Here is a 4,167-nt window from a genome sequence, read left to right on the forward strand (position 1 = left end):
TCTACAAACATGCTATGCTCGGGTGCACAATAGATGTTTTTTCAAGTATTTATATGTTCTTTTTTGTGCACTTCAAGGTTGAAAGGGCCAAATTAAGAATTGCATAACTAGGTTTTTTTGAAAAAACTGCTCTTTCTTGCAAGAAGATGTTATCTTTTTTTATAAAAATGTTTATACATTCAAACTCTTAATTTGAATGCAAACGAGTATAGTAGTTCTGTTCTTTCTTGAATTAGAGCTCAAAGTATGCTACCCTCTTTACTTAAAAGAATAAAAAAACCATTTTATCTGTAAAGTAGCGTTTAAGCTTTGCTTTAACAAAAATACAATGGCGATTTAAGAGGTTTATCAATGTCAAAATATCCACAGGCACAAAATCCACTTTTGCTCCGGTATCACCGTCTAATGGATGCTTTTGCTAAATCAGATGACGAGCGTGATTTTTATCTAGATAAGGTAGAAGGGTTTATTGTTTATGTCGATTTAGATAAAGGAGAAAAAGAATTAGCTGATCTTGACAAAGAGATTAGCATCCATAATAAACGCTACGCGCTTTTACCAAAAATGACTTTCTATGAGACAAAAAAGTTTATGGAAGGATTTATTAATGAAAAAGTGTATGACATCGATACTAAAGAAAAGCTGCTGGACATTATTCAATCTAGAGAAGCTCGCGATAATTTTTTGGAATTCATTTATGATCATCACACGGAACTAGAGAAGTGGCAGCAATATTATGTAGAGCGCTCTCGTATTCGTATTATCGAGTGGTTGCGTCTTCAGGAAATCTTATTTGTATTTGAAGAAGATTTAGATTTAAATAAAAATATGATGGAGAAGTTAAAGCGATATTTATTTGACATGAAGGTCTCCAAAGACATAGCAGCTGTGAGAGAAGCTTTATATGTAAAAGCAAAAACCTATTATTCAAATGAAGCACTAAATCCTCGTCCTAAACGTGGACGTCCTCCTAAACAAGTTGCTAAAGTAGAAGTAGAGCCACAGGTAACCGTTGATATGTATACAATGGTTCCTTCTTCCTGTCGAACCTTTTTATATTTGCCAGATATTACCAATGCTGCAAGTATTACTTTTTCTGCTAAATTTGATACGGAAGCGCAACTACTCGCTAGCCTTAGAGGAAGTTCTCGTATTAAAGTGGATACTAAATTGCAAGCACTTTCAGAAAGACTGGAATCATTGCGCCATTTATCCACGCGGCTAATCACTACAGCAGATAGTTCTAGTTTAGCCGAACAAGGCATTAAACACTTAAAACAGATTCCCGAAGCTACAGTCTCTGCACCAATAGAAAATAAGAAAAGTTCTATTTCGGAGGTTGTTAAAGATTTGCTACCTTCTCGAAAAAAATCTGCAGATCCAGCAAAGAAAAAGGGTGAGATAAAGACAGTGACACAGATCCGCAAACAGCATAGAAAAGGGTAAGAGTTGAAAATGACGCAGCAACTTTTTTGCCAAGGTCTGACAAGAGCCATGAAAACTTTAGAAGTGATTTATCGAACGCGATTTGCCGATGAAAAAATGAAAAAGTTGATTCGCCAAAATAAAGGTGGCACATTTCATTTATGTACTGCAGGACACGAAATGGTAGGAGCTGTGGCTGCATCAGCATTGATCCCAGGCAAGGATTGGGGGCTAGCGTATTATCGCGACCGAGGTTTTGCAATAGGAATTGGTTGTACTCTCACAGAAATTATTGCAGCTTCCTTAGCGCGTGATATACCGCATCATTCCTCTGGGCGTATGATGCCGGAGCATTTTTCTCATAAAGAGTTTCGTTTGCCTTGTCAATCCAGTTGTGTAGGATCTCAATTTTTACAAGCTGTAGGCGTTGCAAAGGCAAGGCAACTCCTTAAAGAGGATGATGTTGTTTATGTGTCTGCTGGAGATGGAGCTACTTCTCAAGGAGACTTTCACGAAGCGTTAAATTTTTCCCTTTTACACAAACTAGGGGTTATTTTTGTTATTCAAGATAATGGGTTTGCGATTTCTGTTCCTATAAAAGATCAAACAGCAGGAGGCTCTATCGCCTATATGGCAGAAGGCTATCCAGGTCTTTCTATTTTTGATGTTGATGGTGGAGATTACGAAGAACTCACCAAAGCATTTGATACAGCTGTGCAAAAAGCTAGAGGTGCTCAAGGGCCAAGTCTTATTGTAGCCAAAGTTCCTCGAATAGGCCCTCATAGCAGTAGCGATGACCAAAATAAATATAGAACAATAAAATGCATTGCAAGCGATCAAGCAAAAGATATTTTGCCTCGTATGGAAAACCATCTTGTAGGGCTTGGAGTTTCTATCGATGAAATGCAAAAAATGAAAAATCGTTGTTTTGAAGAAGTGGAAAAGGCCGCAGTAGAAGCGGATCAAATTCCTTTTCCCATTGCAGACACAGCAGCCGATCATGTTTTTAAAAAGAGTGTGATAGAAGATTTTCAATTGCAAAAAACCTCTAAATGTCCGTTAGAGAGCATTGTAATGATGGATGGATTAAACCATGCTTTAGACGAAGAAATGCAATATGATTCCAACGTTGTTGTTTTTGGTCAAGATGTGGCTCATGGGAAGGGAGGAGTATTTGGAATTACCCGTAAGTTAACAGAAAAATATGGAAGTTCTCGCTGCTTTAATTCGCCTCTTGCAGAGTCTAGTATTATAGGAGTTGCTTTGGGAATGTCGATAGCAGGAATTCGTCCTGTTGTAGAGATTCAATTTGCAGATTACATGTGGACGGGCGTTAATCAACTTTTTAATGAGTTATCTAGCTTTCATTATCGTTCTAATGCAGAGTGGCATTGCCCTGTGGTCATTCGCATGCCATATGGCGGATACATTCAAGGAGGCCCTTATCATTCACAGAGCGTTGAGGCTATTCTTGCTCATATTCCAGGATTAAAAGTAGTCATTCCCAGTAATGCGGCTGATGCAAAAAGACTCTTAAAAATGGCTATTCGCGATCCTAATCCTGTTGTGTTTCTTGAACACAAAGCTCTTTATCGTCAAAGGGTTTTCTGTGCTAGCCCCGAGCCTTCAGAAGAAGAATTACAAGCCTTTGGCATAGCTAAATACGTTCGGAAGGGAGCGGATTTAACAGTTGTTTGTTGGGGAATGATGGTTTTTATGGCTTCTCAAATTGCAGATCGTCTCTTGCAAGATGGGATTTCTATAGAAGTTATTGACTTGAGAACTCTAGTTCCTCTTGATCTTGATCTAATTGTGCAATCTATTAAAAAAACCGGTAAATTACTCATTGCTCATGAAGCTGTTCGTACTTGTGGTTTTGGTGCTGAAATTGCAGCTCTTATAGCAGAAGAGGCTTTTGATTTACTAGATGCGCCTATTAAGCGTGTTACAGCAAAGGATTGCCCCGTTCCTTATTGTAAGCGGTTAGAAGATGCTGTATTGCCTCAAATAGAAGATTTAGAGCAGGCTATACATCAACTTGCTCGGTTTTAATCGGTCTCTTTTTTCTACAAGGACGAATCTGTGGCTTTTTTATTTGTTGAGATGTTTTAACCTTTTGAGCTAGATGCTCAATTAATCGTGCATTCAATTGGCCAAATTCTTTGAGTTTATTTTCTATTTGATTTAAAGGATTGGCTTTTTTTGTAAGAGTCTGTGGCTTTTTGTCTTTTTCTAATAATTCATGCATATGCATTAGACGTGCCATTAAACTTTCTTGTGTCTTTTGTAATGCTTGTACTTCAGATGTAAATAATGCATTGAATGAAATGCGATTAATTATGTCTGCATTTTCAATTAATTGATCCAATGTTTGATCAATATCAGCTAAAATTTCTTCTCCTGTACTTAGCATTGCTTCCCTCATTTTGTATTGTTTTTAGCCTAATATACATCTAATTAAATTAGTGTTCTTAGTTTTTATAAAACAATTTTTCTTAATTTTGTCAATTAATAAAAAAATTTTTTGCTTGTTTATTTTGTAAAAAATTACTTGATAAATCTTATTTTATTTTTCAGTCTAAAAAAATTAGATATAACAATCTTTTAAAATAGGGTAGTCCTAAACATGTAAAGCTCGGAATTAACAGTAGACCTCTTTCAAAACCCATTAACATAGCTCCAGATTATAAATGCCCGCAATTAGATTGAACCGAAGACCAAACCTTTTTCGTCTATTTCTAT

The 4,167-nt window shown here is 36.6% G+C and carries 3 protein-coding genes; 2 read left to right on the top strand and 1 reads right to left on the bottom strand.

From position 1 onward, the window contains the following. The first annotated feature begins 351 nt into the window (after nucleotides 1–351). Together RHOW815_RS07125 and RHOW815_RS07130 are read left to right on the top strand one after the other, a co-directional pair. On the top strand, nucleotides 352–1,446 hold the full coding sequence (locus RHOW815_RS07125) for a UPF0158 family protein (RefSeq protein ID WP_215217626.1): 1,095 nt from the start codon (nucleotides 352–354) through the stop codon (nucleotides 1,444–1,446). 9 nt (nucleotides 1,447–1,455) lie between these two features. After that, on the top strand, nucleotides 1,456–3,477 hold the full coding sequence (locus RHOW815_RS07130; RefSeq protein ID WP_215217627.1) for an alpha-ketoacid dehydrogenase subunit alpha/beta: 2,022 nt from the start codon (nucleotides 1,456–1,458) through the stop codon (nucleotides 3,475–3,477). On the opposite strand, the gene RHOW815_RS07135 is transcribed toward RHOW815_RS07130, so the two are convergent. Continuing rightward, nucleotides 3,452–3,838: a hypothetical protein gene (locus tag RHOW815_RS07135; RefSeq protein WP_215217628.1), complete on the bottom strand. Its 387-nt coding sequence runs from the start codon at nucleotides 3,836–3,838 to the stop codon at nucleotides 3,452–3,454. The genes RHOW815_RS07130 and RHOW815_RS07135 overlap by 26 nt on opposite strands. Nucleotides 3,839–4,167 lie beyond the last annotated feature (329 nt).

This window comes from Candidatus Rhabdochlamydia sp. W815, from assembly GCF_018642185.1.
GTDB classification, from domain to species: domain Bacteria; phylum Chlamydiota; class Chlamydiia; order Chlamydiales; family Rhabdochlamydiaceae; genus Rhabdochlamydia; species Rhabdochlamydia oedothoracis.